The organism is Ideonella sp. BN130291 (assembly GCF_036231905.1).
GTDB lineage: Bacteria > Pseudomonadota > Gammaproteobacteria > Burkholderiales > Burkholderiaceae_C > CAMLIZ01.
The window spans coordinates 79,100-99,503 of sequence record NZ_JAZARE010000005.1; the positions used below are offsets into that span (position 1 = coordinate 79,100).

Sequence of the window (20,404 nt, forward strand, 5' to 3'; positions counted from 1 at the left end):
CCCTGGTGTGCGGGAAGCGGCGAGCGCTCAGAGCGAGACGCGCGGCTCCTGGTCCTCTTCCGCCGGCCAGTCGCGGATGTAGGCCTTGAGCATGCGGTTCTCGAAGTCCTGCCCGTCGACCACCGCCTTGGCGACGTCGTAGAACGAGATCACGCCCATGAGCATCAGCCCGTTCATCACAGGCATGTAGCGCGCGTGGCGGCCCAGCATCATGCGGCGCACCTCGTCGATCTCGGTTTCCGGCGTGCAGGTGAGCGGCGCATCGTCCATCACCGTGCGCACGATGGTGGAGCCCACCGAGCCGCCGTTGCGCACCACCGCCTGGATCACCTCGCGGAAGGTCAGCATGCCCACCACGTGGCCATACTCCATGACCACCAGCGAGCCGATGTCGCGCTCCGCCATGGTGGTGACCGCGTCGGCCAGCGGCTGGTCGGGGGACACGGTGTACAAGGTGCCGCCCTTGACGCGCAGGATGTCGCTGACTTTCATCTCGTTCTCCTCTATCGGCACTACGGCTGCCGTGGGGCCAACATAGCACACAATCTCGCGCACTCCCAGCCCCCGGAATGACGAGATGCCCGGCTACTCCGACCCCGCTTTCGACACGCTGGCGCTGCATGCCGGCGCTGCGCCCGACCCCGCCACCGGCGCCCGCGCGGTGCCCATCCACCTGAGCACCTCCTTCGTGTTCGAGAGCAGCGAACACGCGGCCTCGCTGTTCAACATGGAGCGCGCCGGCCATGTGTACAGCCGCATCTCCAATCCGACCAACGCGGTGCTGGAGGAGCGCGTGGCCGCGCTGGAAGGCGGCGTGGGCGCCATCGCCACGGCCAGCGGCCAGGCGGCGCTGCACCTGGCCATCGCCACCCTGGCCGGCGCCGGCTCGCACATCGTGAGCTCCTCGGCGCTGTATGGCGGCTCGCACAACCTGCTGCACTACACGCTGGCGCGCTTCGGCATCACCACCACCTTCGTGAAGCCGGGTGACATCGACGGCTGGCGCGCCGCTATCCGGCCCGACACCCGGCTGCTGTTCGGCGAAACCCTGGGCAACCCGGGGCTGGACGTGCTGGACATTCCCACCGTCAGCGCCATCGCGCACGAGCACGGCTTGCCCCTGCTGGTGGATTCCACCCTCACCTCGCCTTACCTGATCCGGCCCTTCGACCACGGCGCGGACCTGGTGTACCACTCGGCCACCAAGTTCCTCTCCGGCCACGGCACGGTGGTGGGCGGCGTGCTGGTCGACGGCGGGCGCATGGATTGGGAGCGGTCCGGGCGCTTCCCCGAGTTGACCGAGCCCTATGCGGGTTTCCACGGCATGGTGTTCACCGAGGAAAGCACCGACGGTGCCTTCCTGCTGCGCGCCCGCCGCGAAGGCCTGCGCGACTTCGGCGCCTGCATGAGCCCGCACACCGCCTGGCTGATCCTGCAGGGCATCGAGACGCTGCCGCTACGCATGGCGCGCCATGTGGACAACGCGCGCAAGGTGGTGGCGTTCCTGGCCGCACATCCGATGGTCGCGTCGGTCGGCTACCCGGAACTCGAATCGCACCCGGATCACGAGCGCGCGAAGCGCCTGCTGCCCAAGGGCTGCGGCTCGGTGTTCAGCTTCGACCTCGAAGGCTCGCGCGCCCAGGGTCGTGCCTTCATCGAGGCGCTGAAGATCTTTTCCCACCTGGCCAACGTGGGCGACTGCCGCTCCCTGGTGATCCATCCCGCTTCCACCACCCACTTCCGCATGGACGACGCGGCGCTGGCGCAGGCCGGCATCGGCCCGGGCACCATCCGCCTGTCGATCGGCCTCGAAGATCCGGACGACCTGGTGGACGACCTGAAGCGCGCGCTCAAGGCCGCGGAAAAGGTGGCGGCATGAAGCTCACCGTCAACGGCCGCAGCGCGTATGCCTACACCGGCGGCAAGCCCTTGGACCCCACCCTGCCCTGCGTGGTGTTCGTGCACGGCGCGCTGAACGACCACACCGTCTGGACGCTGCTGGCGCGCTGGTTCGCGCACCACGGCCACAGCGTGCTGGCGGTAGACCTGCCCGGCCACATGCGCAGCGACGGCCCGCCACTGCCCGACGTGGAAGCCATGGCCGACTGGGTGCTGGCGCTGCTGGACGTGGCCGGCGTGAAACAGGCGGCCCTGGTGGGCCACAGCATGGGCTCCTTGATTTCGCTGGAGCTGGCCGGCCGGGCGCCGGAGCGCATCACCCGCCTGGTGATGGTGGGCACCGCCTACCCGATGAAGGTGTCGCCCGCGCTGCTGGACACGGCGCGCGAGCAGCCGCTCAAGGCCATCGACATGGTGACCACGTTCTCGCTGTCCAGCTTGGCCAACAAGCCGTCGTACCCGGGGCCAGGCGTGTGGCTGCACGGTGGCAGCCGGGCGCTGATGCGGCTGGCGCTCTCGCACCAAGACAACCCCATGCTGTTCCACCATGACTTCTCGGCCTGCGACCGCTATGCGAACGGCGAAGCGGCCGCTGCGAAGCTGAAGTGCCCGGCGGTGATGGTGCTGGGCGCCAAGGACCAGATGACGCAGCCCAGGCAGGCGCAGGCGCTGGCCCAGGCGCTCAAGGCCCGCATCGTCACCCTGCCCGCCGGGCATTCCCTGATGGCCGAGGCGCCGGACGGGCTGTTGAATGCGCTGAAGGAGGCTCTTCGCCCATGAACACCGCCACCGCCGCCGCCGTGGACCCGCGCTCGTTCAAGAGCTTCCCCGAGTTCTACCCCTTCTACCTGGGCGAGCACAGCAACCGCACCTGTCGGCGCCTGCACTTCGTGGGCTCCACCCTGGCCCTGCTGTGCCTGGCCACGGCCTTCTGGCGCGGCGCCGGCCAGTACTTCGTCTATGCGCTGCTGTGCGGCTACGGCTTTGCCTGGGTGGGCCACTTCGTGTTCGAGAAGAACAAGCCCGCGAGCTTCAAGCGCCCGCTCTACAGCTTCATGGGCGACTGGCGCATGTACGCCGACATCTGGGCCGGCCGCATCCCCTTCTAGTGGCCGCGCCCAACGCGGCTCACTGCTTCACCAGTTCCACCCGCCGGTTCTTCTCGCGGCCCGCTTCTGCATCGTTGGACGCCACCGGCGCCAGCGAGGCCACGCCCTTGGCGAGCATGCGCCTGCCATCGATCTTGTAGCCGCCCTCCAGCGCCTTCACCACCGCGTCGGCGCGGCGCTGTGACAGCTCGAGGTTGTGCGCCAGCGTGCCCTGCGCGTCCGTGTGGCCGACGATGTACACCTTCAGCTCCGGCTGGCTCTTGAGCAGCTTGGCCATCTCGTCCAGCGCCGCCTTCGACTGCGGCTTGACTTCCGCCTTGTCAGTGTCGAAGTACACGCCATAGATGGCCACCTTGCCTTCGCTGGCGATGTTCTTGGCCATGGTCTCGGCGCTGAGGTTGGCGGTCACCTTGCCGGTGTCCATGGCACGCGCTTCCACGATGTCCAGCAGCACGCCGCCGTTGCGCTTGTCCACCGGGTCCACCACGTAAATGGCCGCATGCACCACCGAGCCATCCGGCCGGGTGCCGCGGGCCAGCAGGTAGCGCTCGGCGTCGCGGCCGTGGTTGAACGGCTCCCAGTAGGCGGTGGAGCCCTCGATCATGTGGGCATCGATGCGCGCCAGCATCATCTCGCCAAAGTCCTTGCCGCAGGCCGCGGTGGCGCAGGAGAACAGCGTGATGAACCCGGCCGCCTGCAAGGCGGCCTCGTGGTTGCGCATCACCTCCAGGCCGGAGCGCTCGGGCGCGAAGTTGTAGATCAGCCGCGTGGTCCGCCCTTCGAGCGCCAGTTCCTTCTCGGGCTTGCGCTTGGCGTCGTCGGGCACCTTGCCGGCCACCAGCGAGGCGGCGTCGAATTCCTTGGCCGCGTAGCCCACCAGCTTGGCCCCTGCAAAGCGGCTCAGCAGCGGATGGTCCTTGCCGGCCTTCACCGTGTCCTGCTTCGGCATGTCGGCCATTGCGGGGACAGTGGCCAACATGAGCGCAAGCGCGCCGGCGAGTGAGCGAATGTGCATGCGGTCTCCCAGGGAAGGCGGCGCATGCTATCGGGCGGGTGCGGCGCGCCCATCCCTAGAGTGAAAGCCGGCCCGGCGCGCGGGTCAGGCGACCTTGCGCTGCACCTGCGGGCGCAGGTTCTCCAGCATGTCGTCCACCATCGCCTGCAGGTCGTACTGCAGCCGCCAGCCCCAGTCGCGCTGCGCCACGCTGTCGTCGATGGAGTTGGGCCAGCTGGCGGCGATCTGCTCGCGGAAGTCGGGCTCGCAGCTCAAGGTGAAGCCGGGAATGCGGCGCGCGATCGCGGCCGCGATGTCCTTGGGCGTGAAGCTCACACCCGCCAGGTTGTAGGAGCCGCGTTCGGTGATCGCGTCAGCCGGCGCTTCCATCAGCTCGATGGTGGCACGCAGGGCGTCGGGCATGTACATCATCGGCAGCGCCTGGCCTTCGCTCAGGAAGGCGGTGTAGCGGCCTTCCTTCAGCGCCGCGTGGAAGATCTCCACCGCGTAGTCGGTGGTGCCACCGCCGGGTGGTGTCTTCCAGCTGATGAGGCCGGGGTAGCGCAGGCTGCGCACGTCCACGCCATGGTTCTTGTGGTACCAGGCGCACCAGCGTTCGCCGGCCAGCTTGGAGATGCCGTACACCGTGGTCGGGTCCATCACGCAGGCCTGGGGCGTGGCATCGGCCGGCGTGGTGGGGCCGAAGGCGGCGATGGAGCTGGGCCAGAACACGCGCTCGATCTTCTGGGTGCGTGCCAGTTCCAGCACGTTGAGCAGGCCCACCATGTTGAGGTTCCAGGCCCACTGCGGATGCTTTTCGCCGCTGGCCGACAGCGCCGCGGCCAGGTGGTAGATCTGGGTGACGTGGTGGCGCTTGGCCACCGTGGCCAGCGCGGAGGCGTCGGTCACGTCCAGTGATTCATGCGCGATGCCGGCCACGCGCCCCACCGGCGCCAGGTCGCTGGTGACGACCGCGTCAGCGCCATGGCGGCGCACCAGGGCTTCGGCCAGCTCGGTGCCGATCTGGCCGTTGGCCCCGATGATCAGGATCTTGGGCGCCGCGCTCATTGGCGGGCCCCGATCAGGCCGAGCTCATCCCCAGCCTGCTTGAACGCCGCCACCGCCTGCTCCAGGTGCGCGCGTTCATGCACCGCGCTCATCTGCACGCGGATGCGCGCCTGGCCCTTGGGCACCACCGGGAAGAAGAAGCCCACCGCGTACACCCCCAGCTCCAGCAGGCGCGCGCTCAGCTGCTGAGCCTTGACCGCGTCGTACACCATGATGGGGATGATCGGGTGCTCGCCCGGCTTGATGTCGAAGCCGGCCTCAGTGATCGCCTGGCGGAAGAAGCGGGTGTTGTCCTCCAGCTTGTCGCGCAAGGCGGTGGAGCCTTCCAGCAGGTCCAGCACCGCGATCGAGGCGCCCACGATGGACGGCGCCACGGTGTTGGAGAACAGGTAGGGCCGCGAGCGCTGGCGCAGCAGCTCCACCACCTCCTTGCGCGCCGCGGTGAAGCCGCCGGAGGCCCCGCCCAAGGCCTTGCCCAGCGTGCCCGTGATGATGTCGATCTTGCCGAAGACGCCGCGGTACTCGTGCGTGCCGCGGCCGGTCTTGCCGAGGAAGCCGCTGGCATGGCATTCGTCGATGCCCAGCAGCGCGCCATGGCGGTCGCAGATGTCGCGGATCTTGTCGAGCTGCGCGATGGTGCCGTCCATCGAGAAGGCGCCGTCGGTGAACACCAGCTTGAAGCGCGCGCCCTGGGCCGCGGCGTCCTGCAGCTGGCGCTCCAGGTCCGCCAGGTCGTTGTGGGCGTAGCGGAATCGCTTGGCCTTGCACAGCCGGATGCCATCGATGATGGAGGCATGGTTCAGCGCATCGCTGATCACCGCATCCTCCTCGCCCAGCAGAGGCTCGAACAGGCCACCGTTGGCATCAAACGCGGCGGCATAGAGGATCGCGTCCTCGGTGCCCAGGAAACGCGCCAGCCGGCCTTCGAGCTCCTTGTGGATGTCCTGCGTGCCGCAGATGAAGCGCACCGACGACAGGCCGTAGCCATGCGTACGCAAGGCCTCGTGAGCCGCCTCGATCACTTTGGGGTGGGACGACAGGCCCAGGTAGTTGTTGGCGCACAGGTTGATCACCTCCCGCCCGTCGGTGGTGCGCACCACGGCGCCCTGCGGGGTGGCGATGATGCGCTCGGTCTTGTACAGCCCGGCGTCGCGGATGCCTTGCAGCTCGGTGCGCAGGTGCTGGTAGAAGGGCTCGGTGGAGGTCATCGTGCGGCCTTTGATGGGTTGTGCGGCACAATCGGTCCTGTGCTGCATCGAACAAAGTTCGTTATATCGAACTGCTGTGCAGTATCTTGGATTCATTCGTGCCGGTCAAGGAGACCCGATGGCCCGACCCGGAGTTCCGGCGCCGCCCCCCGAGCCGCCCCGTGTGGGCATCACCCTGCAGCAGCTGCGGCAATCACAGGGCCTGTCGCTGGACGAGTTGTCGCGCAAGGCCGGGGTCTCGAAGTCGATGCTCTCGCAGATCGAGCGCAACCAGGCCAATCCCACGGTGGCTGTGGTGTGGCGCCTGGCCACCGCGCTGGGCGTGGGCGTGGGGGAGCTGCTGGGTGACGGCCGGCCCGCGCCACCGGCCATCGTCACCGTGCCGGCCCACGGCACGCCCACGCTCAAAAGCCCGGACGGCAAGTGCGAGCTGCGCATCCTGGGGCCGATCGACCTGGCCGGCGAGTTCGAGTGGTACGAGCTCACGGTGCAGCCCGGTGGCGCCCTGGAGTCCGAAGCGCATGAACCCGGCTCGCGGGAACACCTGAGCGTGCTGGCGGGCACGCTGGAGGTGAGCGCCGGCAGCGACACCAGCCGGCTCAAGGCGGGCGAAACCGCCCGCTACGCGGTGGACCTGCCGCACGCGATCCGCAACACCGGGAAAACCATCGCTTCCGCGCTGCTGGTGGTGCTGCACGCGGCCTGAGGGAGCGCACCCCCTGGTTTTTCGGATAGACGGCCGCTGGACAGCAGCGGATCATCCCGCGCATGTCGCTCGCACCGGTCCGCCACGATCCCGAAGACCAGCGGCGCGTGCACACCGAAACGCTGGTCGACGCGATCGACCTGCCGATCGGCCGCTGGTCGCAGGACGGCCGCCTGGTGTTCTGCAACGCGCCCTACGAGGCCTGGGCGCTGCGCGACCGGGCCGCGCTGATCGGCCGCAGCCTCGCCGAGCTGTACGGGCACGATGCCTGGCACGCCGCCCAACCGGCCTTCGCCCAGGCCTTCGAGGGCCGCACGGTCAGCTACGAACGGCGGCTGACGCACAGAGGCGGCCGCTGGGCCCGCATCCAGGTGTTCCCGGATTTCCGCCCCGACGGCAGCGTGGAGGCCGTCTACACCATCGCCTTCGACATCCACGACGACGTGGAGCAGCGCAAGGCCCTGCAGGACGCGAACCGGCGCCTGGACCGCTTCACCGAGAACATCCCCTACCCGCTGACCTACATCGACCGCGACTGCGTCGTGCGTTTTGCCAACAAGGCCTACCTGCAGGTGGCCGGGCAGACAGCCGATCAGGTGGTGGACCGCCACATCGGCGAAGTGCGCGGCCGCAAGCGCTGGGAGGAACACGAGCCCTTCTTCCAGCGTGCTCTGGGCGGCGAGATGGTGCAGTACACCCGGCTGGTGGACTGGCCCAAGCTGGGCCGGCGCTGGGTGCGCACCAGCTACGTGCCCGACTTCGACGCCGAGCACCGGGTGGTGGGCCTGTACACCGTGACCACCGACGTGCATGAGCTCACCGTGGCGCAGGAGCGCCTGAAGCGCAGCGTGGAGGTGGACGCCCTCACCGAGGTCTACAGCCGGCGCGCCATGATGGACCGCATCGATGCCGCCGTGCTGAACGCGGCGGACCATCCGGCCGCCTTGTTCTTCATCGACCTTGATGGCTTCAAGGCGGTGAACGATGCCTGCGGCCATCGTGAAGGTGACCGGGTGCTGTGCGCGATTGCGCAGGCGCTGAAGGAGGCGGTGCGCACGGAGGACTCGGTCGGCCGCTTCGGCGGCGACGAGTTCCTGGTGCTGGCGCCGGTGCATGACCGCCAGGGTGCGCATGTGATGGCGCTGCACCTGCTGGAGGCGGTGCGCGCGGCCGGTGCGCTGGCCGCGCCGCAGCATCGCGTGACGGCCAGCATCGGCTATGCGCTCACGCCGCTGGATGCCACGCAGCCGCTCAAGCTGATCCAGCTGGCCGATGGCGCGATGTACGCGGCCAAGCGCCTGGGGCAGAACCGGGTGCTGAGCGGCATGGCGCAGGCCACGCCGTGGCCCCTCGCAAGCTGATTCTCCAGCCCTCCCCTGAGCTAGGAGTCTGGGCGGCAGAGCATCGGAGCCTTCTTCGCGGGTCGAGCAGGCTTATAACGGCGGGGCACGCAGTCGCAGGACTGTCCCCCGGCGCCGTCCTGCGGCCGCCGCCTCCTCCTTTATGTCCCGCGCCTGCGCGCCCCGCCATCCTGAGCGGCACCGGTGTGCCGTGCCCCGGCCCTTCAAGTGCAATGCATCCTCGCCATGCGCCTCAGGCTCAGTGCCAGGCACACCAGCTTCCACTCGGCCTGCACACGGTGCAACCCCCGCAGGCTGAACTGGCGGAACCCCAGCACGTTCTTGATCCACCCATTGGGCGGCTCGGCGATCCACTTGCGCCGCCGGTACGCGGCCTTGCCTTCGTCGGTCTGCAGCTTGGCGGCCATGGCCGCGGTGTGGGGTGAGCGCTCGGGATCGAAGTGCAGGGCCTGCTTGCCTTCGCGCCCCAACGCCACCACCAGATCGCAGCCACTGCACGCCAGGGCCTCGAACACCGCCTCGGCCTTGTAGCCAGTGTCGGTCAGCGCCTGCTCGGGCAGCACGCCCAGGTTGTCCTTGACGGCCTGCAGCATCGTGGGCAACTGGGCTGCGTCGCTGGCGCTGTTGGTCAACTCGGCGGCCACGACGATGTGCGCCGTATCGTCCACCGCCGTCTGCGCGTTGTAGCCGGCGTCGAAGCCGCCGCCGGCGCGCTTCATGATGCGGCTGTCGGGGTCGGTGAAGTTGTCCTGCGCCTTGTCCTCGGGTTGGCCGAACTCGCGCTTGTGGCGCCCTCCGCGCGGCGGCTCGTCGGGGTCGCGCCCGCGCTGCATGTCGGCTTCGCACTGGCGCTGCTCCAGGCGCCCACGCGCCTCGGCGATGGCCGCCAGGCGTGCCTCGCGCCGGGCGATCTCGGCCGGAATGTCTAGCTCGGCCTCGTTCTTCTCGGCTTCGTCGGCCTGCTGTGCGCGCTTGAGCAATGCGTCGATCTGCGCCTTGAGCTCGGCCTCGGCCTTGAGCATGTGGCCGTAGCTCATGGCCTTGTGGCGGCTGGCGTTGGCCTTGAGCTTGGTGCCGTCCACCGCGATGGTGCCCAGCTTGACCAGGCCCATCTCGCGCGCCAGGCGCACCACCTGCACGAACAGCTCGCTCAGCTCCTTCAGATGGAAGGCCCGGAAGTCGCCGATCGTGCGGTGGGCGGGGAAGTTGCCCGCCCCCAGGCACCCTGAAGGCCACGTCCTCGTGCAGCTTCCTGGCGATCTTGCGCGAGCTGAACACGCCCGTGGCGTAGCCGTACACCAGCACCTTGACCATCATCGCCGGGTGGAACGGCTGGTTGCGCGGGCCGCCTTTGTCGTAGCGGGCGTGGAACGCGCTCAGATCCAGCGTGTCCACCGTGTCGCTGATGAAGTGCGCCAGGTGCCCTTCGGGCAGCCAGTCCTGAATCGCCTCGGGCAGCAGCAGCATCTGCTGCGGGTCGTACGGAAGGTAGTTCGCGGCCATGGCCGGCGAAGCTACCTCAACCTCCCATCGCCGTCACCTGCTTCTTCTGCCGCCCAGACTCCTAGTTTTCCAGCAGGTCCTTCAGCGTCATGTTCTCGAAGCCGGCCTGGTGCCAGAAGCGCCCGAGTTCGGGCGCCGGCTGCAGCAGCAGCTGCGCCATCAGCGGGCGCGCCGGCGTGGTGGTGGGCTCGCACAGCAGCACATGCCGCTGCGCACCGGCTTCATCCAGGCGCGCCGCCCAGTCCATGGCCACCAGCGTGTCGAGGATGGGCTCGATCTGCAGCGGTTCGGTTCGCAGGCGCTGGGCCAGGTCGGTGATGGACACGCCGTGCGTCTGCGAGCGGCGCGCCGCTGCCAGCTCGCGCAGCACCGCCACGGCCAGCACGAAGCGATGGCCCGGCGTCGAAGGCCGTCGCACCACCCGCATCTGCAGGCTGGGCGCATACGCCGCCACCACTGCGCCCAGCAGCACGATCACCCAGCCGAGGTAGAGCCACACCAGGAAGATGGGCACGGTGGCAAAGGCGCCGTAGATCGTGGAATAGGTGGGCACCGATTGCACATACCAGGCGAGCGCGCGCTTGGCGATCTCGAAGCCGACCGACACGAACAGCCCGCCCGCCAAGGCATGGCGCCACAGCACCAGCGTGTTGGGCACGTAGTGGAACAGCCCCGCGATGGCGGCCGTGAGCATGCCGAACTGCAGCAGGCCCAGCAGCACGCTCAGGCTGCCCGGCATCGCGCCCACCAGGCCGTTGGAGGCCGTGACCGCATACGAGGTGAGCGACAGGCTCACGCCCAGCACCAGCGGGCCCAAGGTGACGGCGGCCCAGTACACCAGCACCCGCTGCGCGATCGGCCGCGGCGAGCGCACGCGCCAGATGCCGTTGAGCGTGCGGTCGATCGTGAGCATCAACGCGATGGCGGTGAACACCAGCACCACCAGGCCCACGCTGCCCAGCCGGCTCGCCTTGGCCGCGAACTGCGTGAGCGCGCCCAGCACGGGCTTGGCGATGGTGTCCGGCACCAGGCTCTGCAGGAAGTACTTCTCCAGCGCACCGCGGAAGTTGCCGAACATCGGGAAGGCGGAGAACACCGCCAGCATCACGGTGAGCAGCGGCACCAGCGCGATCAGCGTGGTGAACGTGAGGCTGCTCGCCGTGAGCCCGAGGCGGTCTTCACGAAAGCGCAAGCGCAAGGTGCGAAGGGTGTCGAACCAGGGCCAGGTGCGCAAGGTGCGCAGCAGGAACGCGACCGCTTCTTTCCAGGTGGCGGTCTTCAACAAGGGGGGCACGGTCATGCTGGCTATCATGCCAAACATGGTGGTCACTTCAGACGTGGTGCGCGCGACGCGCGTGTTGGCCGTGGGCAGCGTGCTGGGCCTCATTGCGCTCGGGCTGGCATGGGAACTGTGGCTCGCCCCCACCGGCAGCCGCAGCCTTGCGCTGAAGGTGCTGCCGCTGGCCCTGCCGCTGGCCGGGCTGCTCAAGCACCGCATGTACACCTACCGCTGGGTGAGCCTGCTGGTGTGGATCTACTTCACCGAAGGCGTGGTGCGCGCCACCAGCGAGCGCGGCATCAGCGTGTGGCTGGCTTGCGTGGAGATCGTGTTGTGCCTGGTGCTGTTCACCGCCTGCGCGCTGCACGTGCGCTGGCGCCTGCGCAACGCGGCATTGCACAACCAGGAACAGGAGGCGCGCGCATGAGCGGCCCGTTGTTGAATGCGCTGCGCGACGCGGTCGGCGCGGACCAGGTGATCACCGAAGGCGACTTGTCCGCCTGGGAGCTGGACTGGCGCAAGCGCTTCCGCGGCAAGGCACTCGCCGTGGTGCGGCCGGCGGACACCGCGCAGGTGGCGGCGGTGGTGCGCGCCTGCGCCGCACACGGCGCGGCGCTGGTGCCGCAAGGCGGCAACACCGGGCTGGTGGGCGGCAGCGTGCCGGACACCAGCGGCACACAGGTGCTGCTGAGCCTGGGGCGGTTGAACCGAATCCGCGCGATCGACAAGGCCAACCTCACGCTCACCGCGGACGCCGGCTGCGTGTTGCAGACGGTGCAGGAAGCCGCCGCCGCGCAAGGCCTGCTCTTCCCCTTGAGCCTCGCCGCCGAAGGCAGCTGCACCATCGGCGGCAACCTGGCCACCAATGCTGGCGGCACCCAGGTGCTGCGTTACGGCAATGCACGCGAGCTGTGCCTGGGCCTGGAAGTGGTTACCGCCGCCGGCGAAGTGTGGGACGGCCTCTCGGGCCTGCGCAAGGACAACACCGGCTACGACCTGCGCGACCTCTTCGTGGGCAGCGAGGGCACGCTGGGCATCATCACCGCGGCCACGCTGAAGCTTTATCCACTACCGGCGGCCGAGATGACGGCGCTGGGCGCGTGCGACTCGATGGCGCAGTGCGTGCAGCTGCTGGGGTTGGCCCAGGCCAGGCTGGGCGCCGGCCTGACCGGTTTCGAGGTGATGGGGCGGTTTGCGCTCGACCTGGTGGCCAAGCACTTCCCGCAGTTGCCCAAGCCCTTGCCGGGTGCGGCGTGGACCGTGCTGCTGGAGCAGTCCGACGGCGAAGGCGAACAGCATGCACGCGCTTTGTTCGAAGCCCTGCTGGAGCAGGCGCTGGAAGACGGCCTGGTCTCGGACGCGGTGGTGGCCGAGAGCGTGGCCCAGTCGCACGCGCTGTGGCACCTGCGCGAGTCGATTCCGCTGGCCCAGGCGGAAGAAGGCCTGAACATCAAGCATGACATCGCCTTGCCGGTGTCCCGCATTCCCGCCTTCGTGGAGCAGGCCGATGCCGCGCTGCTGGAGCGCTTTCCGGGTGCGCGGCTGGTGAACTTCGGCCACCTCGGCGACGGCAACCTGCACTACAACCTGCAGGCCCCGGAAGGTGTGGTCGCCGATGAGTTCCTGGCCGCGCACGAAGCTGCCGTCAACGCGCTGGTGTACGACGCGGTGCAGGCGCACGGCGGCTCCTTCTCGGCGGAGCACGGCATCGGCAGCCTCAAGCGCGAGGAACTGGTGCAACGCAAGTCGCCGGTGGCACTGGGCCTCATGCGGGCCATCAAGCAGGCGCTCGACCCGCAGCGGCTGCTCAACCCCGGCAAGGTGCTCTGAGTCGCGCCTGCCGCAGGCTCGTGGGCGCTATTGCAGCGGCTCTTTCAGGGCCTTCGGCAATGGCAAGGCAGCCACCTCGATGCCCTCTTCCAGCAGCGCCTCCGCATCCTCGGGGGTGGCCTGGCCGCGGATGCCTCGTTGCTCGGCTTCGCCATAGTGGATGCGCCGCGCTTCGTCGGCAAAACGTTCGCCCACGTCTTCGGTATTGGCCATCACGTGGCGCACGGCCTTGAGCCACAGGGCCTGCATCTCGGCCGGTGTGGGTGGTGCCTGGGGCGCCGCAGCTGCGCCTGCCGGCGCCACGGACGCTTCCTTCGGCGCAGTGGATGGCAGTGCAGGCGCCTTCGCGCCCGACAGGTTCAGCCGCGGCGCGCTGGGCAGGCGGCTGATCACCCGGTCGGCACACAACGGGCATTCCACCAGGGCGCGGCCGTTCTGCGACTGGTAGTCGTCCTCGGAGGCAAACCAGCCCTCGAACCCATGGCCGTTGGCGCATTGCAGGTTGAGGACCTTCATGACAGCTCTATCGGCAGCCGCGGGGGGGATTCAAGCCGCCACCGGCTGCCACTGCAGCGGCCAGGCGCCTGCGCGCCAGCGCGACAGCCACAGCAGCCCGATGAGGGTCTTGGCGTCGGTCAGCTCACCGCGCGCAGCCAGCGCTTCGAGTTCTTCGGCTGCCATCGGGAGGACATCGATGTGCTCGCCATGGTCCAGGTCGCGCTCGCCCAAGCTCAAGCCGCGCGCGAACCACACCTCGATGGCTTCGGTGGAATAGGCGGCGGCGTTGTGCATCACGCAGGCCCGTGCCCATTCGGCCGCGCGATAGCCGGTCTCCTCGGCCAGCTCGCGCGCCGCGCAGGTGAGTGCGTCTTCGCCCGGATCCATCTTGCCGGCCGGGAACTCGAGCAAGACCTGCTGCAGCGGCCAACGGTACTGGCGCTCCATCACCAGCCGGCCGTCGTCGAGGATGGGCACCACCATCACGGCGCCCGGGTGCACCACGTACTCCCGCGTGGCGGTGTCGCCGGTGGGCAGGCGCACGGTGTCGCGCTGGGCGTGCAGGAAGCTGCCGCGCAGCAGCGGCTCGGACTGCAGGGGCGTCTCGATCAGGTGGGTGTCATCAGCCATGGTGGCGGCGCAGCTGGCGCCAGACAAAACCGGGGAAGGCAAAAGTGAGGAAGAGGCAGGCGAAGGCGGCATAGAACTGCCAGCCTTGCGAGTGCACCTGGCCGATGCGCGCCTCCAGCAGCCAGCCCACGGCCAGGCTTGCGCCGGCCAGCAGCACCAGCTCGGCCAGGCGCCACACAAAGGCCTTGTGCGCGGGCTTGGGCCCCACCAGCAGGATGCGCTGGCTGATGAACGGCAGGTTGGCCGCCAGCAGCGTCACCAGCAGCACCAGCCAGACCTCGGGGCCATGAGCCATCGTTCGCCCGTCAGGTGGACAAGGCCTTGACGATGGCGTCGCGGCACATCGCCATCAGGCCGTTGGGCAGCAGCCCGAAGACCAGCACCGCCGCGCCGTTGAGTGCCAGCAGCGTGCTCATGCCGCCGGTGCCCACCACGGGCTGCTCGTCCACCGGCTCGTCGAAGTACATGACCTTGACGATGCGCAGGTAGTAGAAGGCCGCAATCAGCGACAGCAGCACCGCCACCACCGCCAGCCAGATGTAGCCGATGAGGTTGGTGGTCACCAGCGCCTGCAGCACCGCCAGCTTGGCGTAGAAGCCCACCGTCGGCGGAATGCCGGCCAGCGAGAACATGAACACCGCCATCACGCCGGCCAGCCAGGGGTTGCGCCGGGCCAGGCCTGCGAGGTCCTGGATCTCATCGGCCTCGAAGCCCTGGCGCGCCATGAACAGGATGAGCCCGAAGGTGCCCAGCGTGGTGAGCACATAGGTCACCAGGTAGAACATGGACGAGCTGTAGCCGTTGGCGGCCGACAGCGTGTTGAGCGACACCACCGTCGGCGTGAGGCCGAGGATCATGAAGCCCATCTGGCCGATGGTGGAGTACGCCAGCATGCGCTTGAGGTTGCTCTGCGCGATCGCGGCCAGGTTGCCGATGACCAGCGAAGCCACCGACAGCACGATCAGCATCTGCTGCCAATCCTGGCCCAGGCCCACCATGCCCTCCACCAGCAGGCGGATGGTGATGGCAAACGCGGCGATCTTGGGCGCACCGGCGATCATGAGCGTCACGGCCGTGGGAGCGCCGTGGTACACGTCCGGAATCCACATGTGGAACGGTGCCGCACCCAGCTTGAAGCCCAGCCCGGCCACGATGAACACCACGCCGAACACCAGCACCTGCTTGTTGGGCGTGCCGGTGGAGATGGCATCGAACACGCGGGGGATTTCCAGCGAGCCGGTGGCGCCGTACATCATTGACAGGCCGTACAGCAGGAAGCCGCTGGCCAGCGCACCGAGCACAAAGTACTTCATGGCCGCTTCGGTGGACACTGCATGGTCACGCCGCATGGCCACCAGCGCGTAGGTGGACAGGCTCATCAACTCCAGGCCCAGGTACACCACCAGGAAGTTGTTGGCCGCGATCATCACCGAGATGCCCAGCAGCGAGAACAGCGACAGGGTGAAGAACTCGCCCTTCAGCATGTCGCGCGAGGCGATGTACGGTTGGGCGTACGCCATCGTGAGCATCACGGCCAGCGTGGAGAACAGCGCCAGCAGGTGCCCCATCGGGTCGCTGACCACCATGCCCTGCATCGCATAGGCGGTGGTGCCGGCGTCGAAGTTGTTCAGGTGCAGCACGGCCACCGCGGCCAGCGACGCCTGGGTGAGCCAGAAGGTCACGCGGCGCTGGGGATGCGTCACGAACAGGTCCACCAGCGCGACGCAGCATGCCATCACCAGCAGCAGGATCTCGGGGCTGATCACCAGCCAGTTCATCGAGTTCATCATGATGGGATCAGGTGGGCAGCTTGGAGGTTTGCACGTGCTTGAGCAGTTGCTCCACCGACTGGTGCATCACGTCGGTGAACGGCTTGGGGTACACCCCCATCCAGAGCACGGCAGCCGCCAGCAGCGCCAGCATCGAGAATTCACGCGCGTTGATGTCGGTGAGCGTGCGCACGTTGTCGTTCGTCACGTCGCCAAAGTACACCCGCTTATACATCCACAGCGTGTACGCGGCGCCGAAGATCAGCGTGGTGGCGGCGATGGCGGCCAGCCAGAAGTTGGCCTTCACCGTTCCCAGGATCACCATCCATTCGCCGACGAAGCCGCCGGTGCCCGGCAGGCCGCAGTTGGCCATGGCGAAGAACAGGGCGAACGCGGCGAACTTGGGCATGGTGTTGACCACGCCTCCATAGGAGGAAATCTCGCGCGAATGCACGCGGTCGTAGAGCACGCCGATGGCCAGGAACATCGCACCCGACACGAAACCGTGCGAGATCATCTGCACGATGGCACCCGACACGCCCAGCTCGCTGAAGATGAAAAAGCCGAGCGTCACGAACCCCATGTGGGCGATGGACGAGTAGGCCACCAGCTTCTTCATGTCCTGCTGCACCAGGGCCACCAGGCCGATGTACACCACCGCGATCAGGCTCAGCATGATCATGAACCAGGCGTACTCGTGGCTGGCGTCCGGCGCAATCGGCATCGAGAAGCGCAGGAAGCCGTAGGCACCGAGCTTCAGCATGATGGCCGCCAGCACCACCGAGCCGCCGGTGGGCGCTTCCACGTGGGCATCGGGCAGCCAGGTGTGCACCGGCCACATCGGCACCTTGACGGAGAAGGCCGCAAAGAAGGCGAAGAACAGCGCCGTCTGCGAGCCCAGGGACAGCGGCAGCTTGTGCCAGGTGGCGATGTCGAAGCTGCCACCCGACTTGTAGTACAGGTAGAGCAGCGCGATCAGCATCAGCAGCGAGCCGAGCAGCGTGTACAGGAAGAACTTGAACGCCGCATACACCCGCCGCGGGCCGCCCCAGACGCCGATGATGATGTACATCGGAATCAGCGTGGCTTCGAAGAAGGTGTAGAACAGCAGCCCGTCCAGCGCCGAGAACACACCGACCATGAGCCCGGACAGGATGAGGAAGGCGCCGTAGTACTGGTGCAGCCGGTCGGTGATGACCTCCCAGCCCGCCATCACCACGATCACGGTGATGAACGCGGTGAGCAGCACGAACCACACCGAGATGCCGTCCACGCCGAGGTGGTACTGCACATTGAAGCGCTCGATCCAGGGCATGTTTTCCTGGAACTGCATCGCAGCCGACGCGGTGTCGAAGCCGGTGACCAGCGGAAGCGTGACCACGAAGCTGGCGATGGCCGCCAGCAGCGCCAGCCAGCGCACCGCCTTGCCGTTGCCCTCGCGCCCCAGCGCCAGCAGCAGGCCGCCCGCAAGAATCGGCAGCCAGATCGCAACACTCAAGAGACCCATTTGTTGTTCTCCGCCTTCTGCTTCAGCGCGCCACCAGGCGCGCGAGAAGGCTTGTCAAGTCAGGCCACAGCTGCCAGGTCATCAACCCGAACACGCCCAGGATCATGACCAGCGCGTACCAGTAGAGGTGGCCGGTCTGGAAGTAGCGCGACACCTGGGCCAGCCCGCCCACGGCACGCGCCGACCCATTGACGATGGCGCCATCGATGAGGCCCACGTCGCCGCCCTTCCACAGGCCCAGGCCCAGGCCGCGCGCAGCCGCCGCGATGATGTTTTCGTTGATCCAGTCCAGGTAGTACTTGTTCTCCAGCAGCCGGTACACCGGCCGGAACGTGCGCTGGATGGCCGCCGGAATGCCGGGCGCCTTCATGTAGAACCACCAGGCCAGCACCACGCCGGCGACGGCCAGCCACAACACGGGCGAGCGCAGGCTGTGCAGCGCCATCGCGGCCGGGCCGTGGAACTCCATCGCCATCTCATGCATGGCCGGGTGCTTGTCGGCATCCACCGTGATGGCGTCCTTGAAGAAGTCGCCATACAGCATCGGGCCGATCGTCATGAAGCCGATCACCACCGAGGGAATCGCCAGCAGCAGCAGCGGCGCCGTCACCACCCAGGGGGATTCATGCGGCGTGTGCGCATGGTGGTCGTCATGGTGCGGTTCGTCTTCTTCCGGCGGGAAGGGCTTGTGGTGGAAATGCTCCTTCCCGTGGAACACCAGGAAGTACATGCGGAACGAATAGAAGGCGGTGACGAACACACCGGCCATCACCGCGAAGTAGGCGAACGGAGACGCCCACAGGTGGCTGGCGTGCACCGCCTCGATGATGCTGTCCTTGGAATAGAAGCCCGAGAACAGCGGCGTGCCGATCAGTGCCAGCGAACCCAGCAGCGACGTGATCCAGGTGATGGGCATGTACTTGCGCAGGCCGCCCATGTTGCGGATGTCCTGGTCATGGTGCATGCCGATGATCACCGAGCCCGCGGCCAGGAACAGCAGTGCCTTGAAGAAGGCGTGCGTCATCAGGTGGAACACCGCCACCGAGTAGGCGGAGGCGCCCAGCGCCACCGTCATGTAGCCCAGCTGGCTCAGGGTGGAGTACGCCACCACGCGCTTGATGTCGTTCTGGATGATGCCGAGGAAGCCCATGAACAGCGCGGTGATCGCGCCGATGACCATCACGACGTTCAGTGCGGTCTGGCTCAGTTCGAACAGCGGCGACATGCGCGCCACCATGAAGATGCCGGCAGTCACCATCGTGGCCGCGTGGATCAGCGCGGAGATCGGTGTCGGGCCTTCCATCGAGTCGGGCAGCCACACATGCAGCGGGAACTGCGCGCTCTTGCCCATGGCGCCGATGAACAGGCAAATGCAGGTCACGGTGACCAGCATCCAGTTGGTGCCGGGGAAGTTGAGCTTGGCCAGTTCACCGGCCTTGGCGAAGGTCTCGGCATAGCTCAAGGTGCCGGCGAACGCGGCGATCAGGCCGATGCCCAGGATGAAGCCGAAGTCGCCCACCCGGTTGACCAGGAAGGCCTTGAGGTTGGCGAAGATCGCGCTCGGCTTCTTGTACCAGAAGCCGATCAGCAGGTACGACACCAGGCCCACCGCCTCCCAGCCGAAGAACAGCTGCAGGAAGTTGTTGCTCATCACGAGCATCAACATCGAGAAGGTGAACAGCGAGATGTAGGAGAAGAAGCGCTGGTAGCCCGGGTCTTCCTCCATGTAGCCGATGGTGTAGATGTGCACCATCAGTGACACGAAGGTCACCACCACCATCATCATGGCGGTGAGGCCGTCCACCAGAAAGCCGACCTCCATCTTGAAGCCGCCCAGGTTCATCCATTCGTAGACGGTCTCGTTGTAGCGCGCGCCCTCGCCGGCCACGCTCTTGAGCACCATCACCGAGACGATGAAGGAGACCAGCACGCCGAGGATGGTGGCGACGTGCGCGCCGCGGCGGCCCACCACCTTGCCAAGGAACCCTGCAATGACCGAGCCGGCCAGTGGCGCCAGCGGCACCGTGAGCAGCAGCCCCTGCGTAAGTTGTGCGGACATGTTCTTGTTATCCCTTCAGCACATCGAGCTCTTCGACCGCGATCGATTCGCGGTTGCGGAACAGCACCACCAGGATCGCCAGGCCGATGGCCGATTCGGCCGCCGCCACCGTGAGGATGAAGAACACGAACACCTGCCCCGCCATCGGGTCGGACAGCTTCGGGTCCAGGTAGTGCGAGAACGCGACGAAGTTCAGGTTCACCGCCAGCAGCATCAGCTCGATGGCCATCAGCAGCACGATGAGGTTGCGGCGGTTCAGGAAGATCCCCAGCACCGACAGCGCGAACAGGATGGCGCCCAGCGTGAGGAAGTGGGCGAGTGTGATCGGACCGAGCATCAGGCCTTCCCTCCGGCGTTGGGCTCAGCGGCGGCAGGTGCCGACGGGACGTCGATCTCGGGCTTCATCGACACGATGCGCAGGCGGTCGGCCTTCTTGGCCTTCACCTGCTGCGACGGATCCTGGTAGCGCGAATCCTTGCGGGCGCGCAGGGTGAGCGCAATGGCCGCGATGATCGCCACCAGCAGCAGCACGGCCGCGATCTGCAGCGGGTACAGGTACTTGGTGTAGATCTCGATGCCCAGCAGCTTGGTATTGCCCAGCTTGGCCGCCTCGGCGGTGGGCACCGGTGCGTCGCTCAAGCGGAAGCCGCCCATCAGCACCAGCGCCATCTCCAGCGCGATCAGCGCACCGATGAAACCGGCGATCGGAAAGTGCTTCCAGAAGCCGTGCCGCAAGGCATCGGTGTCCACGTCCAGCATCATCACGACGAAGAGGAACAGCACCATCACGGCGCCCACGTACACCAGCACCAGCGCGATGGCCAGGAACTCCGCCTTGAGCAGCAGCCAGATGGCCGCGGCATTGAAGAAGGCCAGCACCAGGTACAGCGCCGAGTGCACGGTGGAGCGCGCGGTGATCACCCGGAACGACGCGAACAGCAGGATCGCGGCGAACAGGTAGAAAAGAGCAGTCGTTGTGTTCAT

Annotated in this window: 20 protein-coding genes and 1 pseudogene; 7 read left to right on the forward strand and 14 right to left on the reverse strand. The window is 67.5% G+C overall.

The genetic code is table 11. The features are described from left to right. Positions 1 to 27: 27 nt before the first annotated feature. The gene (locus VPH43_RS11900; protein ID WP_328577922.1) at positions 28 to 492 is read right to left on the reverse strand and encodes a CBS domain-containing protein; all 465 of its coding nucleotides are present in this window, start codon (positions 490 to 492) and stop codon (positions 28 to 30) included. Positions 493 to 577: 85 nt separating this feature from the next. Here VPH43_RS11900 and VPH43_RS11905 point away from each other — a divergent pair, with 85 nt between their 5' ends. The 3 genes from VPH43_RS11905 to VPH43_RS11915 are packed head-to-tail and all read left to right on the forward strand — an operon-like array spanning position 578 to position 3,008. Further along, the gene (locus VPH43_RS11905; protein ID WP_328577923.1) at positions 578 to 1,879 is read left to right on the forward strand and encodes an O-acetylhomoserine aminocarboxypropyltransferase; all 1,302 of its coding nucleotides are present in this window, start codon (positions 578 to 580) and stop codon (positions 1,877 to 1,879) included. After that, the gene (locus tag VPH43_RS11910) at positions 1,876 to 2,679 is read left to right on the forward strand and encodes an alpha/beta fold hydrolase (protein ID WP_328577924.1); all 804 of its coding nucleotides are present in this window, start codon (positions 1,876 to 1,878) and stop codon (positions 2,677 to 2,679) included. The genes VPH43_RS11905 and VPH43_RS11910 overlap by 4 nt, the downstream gene beginning before the upstream one ends. Beyond that, positions 2,676 to 3,008 carry an Mpo1-like protein gene (locus VPH43_RS11915; protein ID WP_328577925.1) on the forward strand — a complete coding sequence of 111 codons (333 nt, stop codon included), beginning with the start codon at positions 2,676 to 2,678 and terminating at the stop codon, positions 3,006 to 3,008. Before VPH43_RS11910 ends, VPH43_RS11915 begins: the two co-directional genes overlap by 4 nt. A gap of 19 nt (positions 3,009 to 3,027) precedes the next feature. Here VPH43_RS11915 and VPH43_RS11920 read toward each other — a convergent pair whose 3' ends face one another. The 3 genes from VPH43_RS11920 to kbl form a co-directional block, all read right to left on the reverse strand. After that, the gene (locus VPH43_RS11920; protein ID WP_328577926.1) at positions 3,028 to 3,957 is read right to left on the reverse strand and encodes an OmpA family protein; all 930 of its coding nucleotides are present in this window, start codon (positions 3,955 to 3,957) and stop codon (positions 3,028 to 3,030) included. Between the two features lie 150 nt (positions 3,958 to 4,107). Then, positions 4,108 to 5,070 carry an NAD-dependent epimerase/dehydratase family protein gene (locus VPH43_RS11925; protein ID WP_328577927.1) on the reverse strand — a complete coding sequence of 321 codons (963 nt, stop codon included), beginning with the start codon at positions 5,068 to 5,070 and terminating at the stop codon, positions 4,108 to 4,110. Continuing rightward, positions 5,067 to 6,278: a glycine C-acetyltransferase gene (kbl, locus tag VPH43_RS11930; protein WP_328577928.1), complete on the reverse strand. Its 1,212-nt coding sequence runs from the start codon at positions 6,276 to 6,278 to the stop codon at positions 5,067 to 5,069. The genes VPH43_RS11925 and kbl overlap by 4 nt, the downstream gene beginning before the upstream one ends. Positions 6,279 to 6,396: 118 nt before the next feature. Here kbl and VPH43_RS11935 point away from each other — a divergent pair, with 118 nt between their 5' ends. Both VPH43_RS11935 and VPH43_RS11940 read left to right on the forward strand, forming a co-directional pair. Continuing rightward, positions 6,397 to 6,984 (forward strand): helix-turn-helix domain-containing protein, encoded by a 588-nt coding sequence (locus VPH43_RS11935; RefSeq protein ID WP_328577929.1) that lies wholly within the window; start codon positions 6,397 to 6,399, stop codon positions 6,982 to 6,984. A 62-nt stretch (positions 6,985 to 7,046) separates the two neighbouring features. Beyond that, positions 7,047 to 8,345: a sensor domain-containing diguanylate cyclase gene (locus VPH43_RS11940; RefSeq protein WP_328577930.1), complete on the forward strand. Its 1,299-nt coding sequence runs from the start codon at positions 7,047 to 7,049 to the stop codon at positions 8,343 to 8,345. A gap of 203 nt (positions 8,346 to 8,548) precedes the next feature. Here VPH43_RS11940 and VPH43_RS11945 read toward each other — a convergent pair. Next, positions 8,549 to 9,848: pseudogene (locus tag VPH43_RS11945) on the reverse strand (IS1182 family transposase). A gap of 61 nt (positions 9,849 to 9,909) precedes the next feature. Beyond that, complete coding sequence (locus VPH43_RS11950) at positions 9,910 to 11,148, reverse strand: YihY family inner membrane protein (RefSeq protein ID WP_328577931.1); 1,239 nt, start codon at positions 11,146 to 11,148, stop codon at positions 9,910 to 9,912. Between the two features lie 19 nt (positions 11,149 to 11,167). On the opposite strand from VPH43_RS11950, the gene VPH43_RS11955 reads away from it, so the two are divergent. Then, positions 11,168 to 11,554 carry a DUF2069 domain-containing protein gene (locus VPH43_RS11955; protein WP_328577932.1) on the forward strand — a complete coding sequence of 129 codons (387 nt, stop codon included), beginning with the start codon at positions 11,168 to 11,170 and terminating at the stop codon, positions 11,552 to 11,554. Continuing rightward, positions 11,551 to 12,957 (forward strand): FAD-binding oxidoreductase, encoded by a 1,407-nt coding sequence (locus VPH43_RS11960; protein WP_328577933.1) that lies wholly within the window; start codon positions 11,551 to 11,553, stop codon positions 12,955 to 12,957. The genes VPH43_RS11955 and VPH43_RS11960 overlap by 4 nt, the downstream gene beginning before the upstream one ends. Before the next feature lie 27 nt (positions 12,958 to 12,984). Here VPH43_RS11960 and VPH43_RS11965 read toward each other — a convergent pair whose 3' ends face one another. The 8 genes from VPH43_RS11965 to VPH43_RS12000 are packed head-to-tail and all read right to left on the reverse strand — an operon-like array spanning position 12,985 to position 20,404. Then, positions 12,985 to 13,473, reverse strand: a complete 489-nt coding sequence (locus VPH43_RS11965) for a DUF1178 family protein (RefSeq protein ID WP_328577934.1) — start codon at positions 13,471 to 13,473, stop codon at positions 12,985 to 12,987. A 30-nt stretch (positions 13,474 to 13,503) separates the two neighbouring features. Continuing rightward, positions 13,504 to 14,085, reverse strand: coding sequence for an NUDIX hydrolase (locus VPH43_RS11970; RefSeq protein ID WP_328577935.1), 582 nt, complete (start codon positions 14,083 to 14,085; stop codon positions 13,504 to 13,506). After that, the gene (locus VPH43_RS11975) at positions 14,078 to 14,380 is read right to left on the reverse strand and encodes a DUF2818 family protein (RefSeq protein ID WP_328577936.1); all 303 of its coding nucleotides are present in this window, start codon (positions 14,378 to 14,380) and stop codon (positions 14,078 to 14,080) included. The genes VPH43_RS11970 and VPH43_RS11975 overlap by 8 nt, the downstream gene beginning before the upstream one ends. 10 nt (positions 14,381 to 14,390) lie before the next feature. After that, positions 14,391 to 15,872, reverse strand: coding sequence for an NADH-quinone oxidoreductase subunit NuoN (gene nuoN / locus VPH43_RS11980; RefSeq protein WP_328578250.1), 1,482 nt, complete (start codon positions 15,870 to 15,872; stop codon positions 14,391 to 14,393). A gap of 10 nt (positions 15,873 to 15,882) precedes the next feature. Continuing rightward, the gene (locus VPH43_RS11985) at positions 15,883 to 17,361 is read right to left on the reverse strand and encodes an NADH-quinone oxidoreductase subunit M (protein ID WP_328577937.1); all 1,479 of its coding nucleotides are present in this window, start codon (positions 17,359 to 17,361) and stop codon (positions 15,883 to 15,885) included. Between the two features lie 22 nt (positions 17,362 to 17,383). Next, complete coding sequence (gene nuoL, locus VPH43_RS11990; protein WP_328577938.1) at positions 17,384 to 19,420, reverse strand: NADH-quinone oxidoreductase subunit L; 2,037 nt, start codon at positions 19,418 to 19,420, stop codon at positions 17,384 to 17,386. Between the two features lie 7 nt (positions 19,421 to 19,427). Further along, positions 19,428 to 19,757, reverse strand: coding sequence for an NADH-quinone oxidoreductase subunit NuoK (gene nuoK / locus VPH43_RS11995; RefSeq protein ID WP_328577939.1), 330 nt, complete (start codon positions 19,755 to 19,757; stop codon positions 19,428 to 19,430). Then, positions 19,757 to 20,404: an NADH-quinone oxidoreductase subunit J gene (locus VPH43_RS12000; protein ID WP_328577940.1), complete on the reverse strand. Its 648-nt coding sequence runs from the start codon at positions 20,402 to 20,404 to the stop codon at positions 19,757 to 19,759. Before VPH43_RS12000 ends, nuoK begins: the two co-directional genes overlap by 1 nt.

Excerpts from the sequence above, each read along its gene's own strand:
- VPH43_RS11900 (WP_328577922.1), bottom strand. The coding sequence starts at position 492 with ATGAAAGTCAGCGACATCCTGCGCGTCAAGGGCGGCACCTTGTACACC.
- VPH43_RS11905 (WP_328577923.1), top strand. The coding sequence starts at position 578 with ATGCCCGGCTACTCCGACCCCGCTTTCGACACGCTGGCGCTGCATGCC.
- VPH43_RS11910 (WP_328577924.1), top strand. The coding sequence starts at position 1,876 with ATGAAGCTCACCGTCAACGGCCGCAGCGCGTATGCCTACACCGGCGGC.
- VPH43_RS11915 (WP_328577925.1), top strand. The coding sequence starts at position 2,676 with ATGAACACCGCCACCGCCGCCGCCGTGGACCCGCGCTCGTTCAAGAGC.
- VPH43_RS11920 (WP_328577926.1), bottom strand. The coding sequence starts at position 3,957 with ATGCCGAAGCAGGACACGGTGAAGGCCGGCAAGGACCATCCGCTGCTG.
- VPH43_RS11925 (WP_328577927.1), bottom strand. The coding sequence starts at position 5,070 with ATGAGCGCGGCGCCCAAGATCCTGATCATCGGGGCCAACGGCCAGATC.
- kbl (WP_328577928.1), bottom strand. The coding sequence starts at position 6,278 with ATGACCTCCACCGAGCCCTTCTACCAGCACCTGCGCACCGAGCTGCAA.
- VPH43_RS11935 (WP_328577929.1), top strand. The coding sequence starts at position 6,397 with ATGGCCCGACCCGGAGTTCCGGCGCCGCCCCCCGAGCCGCCCCGTGTG.
- VPH43_RS11940 (WP_328577930.1), top strand. The coding sequence starts at position 7,047 with ATGTCGCTCGCACCGGTCCGCCACGATCCCGAAGACCAGCGGCGCGTG.
- VPH43_RS11950 (WP_328577931.1), bottom strand. The coding sequence starts at position 11,148 with ATGACCGTGCCCCCCTTGTTGAAGACCGCCACCTGGAAAGAAGCGGTC.
- VPH43_RS11955 (WP_328577932.1), top strand. The coding sequence starts at position 11,168 with ATGGTGGTCACTTCAGACGTGGTGCGCGCGACGCGCGTGTTGGCCGTG.
- VPH43_RS11960 (WP_328577933.1), top strand. The coding sequence starts at position 11,551 with ATGAGCGGCCCGTTGTTGAATGCGCTGCGCGACGCGGTCGGCGCGGAC.
- VPH43_RS11965 (WP_328577934.1), bottom strand. The coding sequence starts at position 13,473 with ATGAAGGTCCTCAACCTGCAATGCGCCAACGGCCATGGGTTCGAGGGC.
- VPH43_RS11970 (WP_328577935.1), bottom strand. The coding sequence starts at position 14,085 with ATGGCTGATGACACCCACCTGATCGAGACGCCCCTGCAGTCCGAGCCG.
- VPH43_RS11975 (WP_328577936.1), bottom strand. The coding sequence starts at position 14,380 with ATGGCTCATGGCCCCGAGGTCTGGCTGGTGCTGCTGGTGACGCTGCTG.
- nuoN (WP_328578250.1), bottom strand. The coding sequence starts at position 15,872 with ATGAACTCGATGAACTGGCTGGTGATCAGCCCCGAGATCCTGCTGCTG.
- VPH43_RS11985 (WP_328577937.1), bottom strand. The coding sequence starts at position 17,361 with ATGGGTCTCTTGAGTGTTGCGATCTGGCTGCCGATTCTTGCGGGCGGC.
- nuoL (WP_328577938.1), bottom strand. The coding sequence starts at position 19,420 with ATGTCCGCACAACTTACGCAGGGGCTGCTGCTCACGGTGCCGCTGGCG.
- nuoK (WP_328577939.1), bottom strand. The coding sequence starts at position 19,757 with ATGCTCGGTCCGATCACACTCGCCCACTTCCTCACGCTGGGCGCCATC.
- VPH43_RS12000 (WP_328577940.1), bottom strand. The coding sequence starts at position 20,404 with ATGAACACAACGACTGCTCTTTTCTACCTGTTCGCCGCGATCCTGCTG.